Source organism: Streptococcus sp. CSL10205-OR2, assembly GCF_025660655.1.
Lineage (GTDB): Bacteria > Bacillota > Bacilli > Lactobacillales > Streptococcaceae > Streptococcus.
Map to the genome: position 1 here is coordinate 1 of NZ_JAOTIN010000035.1, position 509 is coordinate 509.

1 pseudogene is annotated in these 509 nt (G+C 47.9%); it reads right to left on the reverse strand.

The annotated features are described in order from the left end of the window. A pseudogene (locus N7659_RS08115) lies at nucleotides 1-509 on the reverse strand (fibronectin-binding protein); the annotation flags it as partial.

Sequence of the window (509 nt, forward strand, 5' to 3'; positions counted from 1 at the left end):
GTCACTGCTGTACCGTTCTTATCAACACGTTTAACGGTCACGCCAGTACCTGTTCCTGTAAAGGTTGGTTCTGGAGTGAAAGTGACAGTACCGTCTGGGGAAACTGTATAAGTTCCTTCACCGTCAATAGTCTTAGTTGTGTTGCCATCTTCGAATGTAGCTGCAACATTATCATCCATCGGTACAAGTGGGTCACCGGCCGTGAAGGTTGGTTGACCACTTTGAACTTGACCCTGTTTACCTGTTGATGTAGCGTCTGATCCTGTTGGAGTGACTGCTTCAACTGTAGGCGTGTACTTAGCAGTCACTGCTGTACCGTTCTTATCAACGCGTTTAACGGTCACGCCAGTACCTGTTCCTGTGAAGGTTAGTTCTGGAGTGAAAGTGACAGTACCGTCTTGTGCAACAGTGTAGGTACCCTCACCGTCAATAGTCTTAGTTGTGCTACCATCGTCAAAGGTGGCTGCAACATTATCATCCATCGGTACAAGTGGGTCACCTGCCGTGAA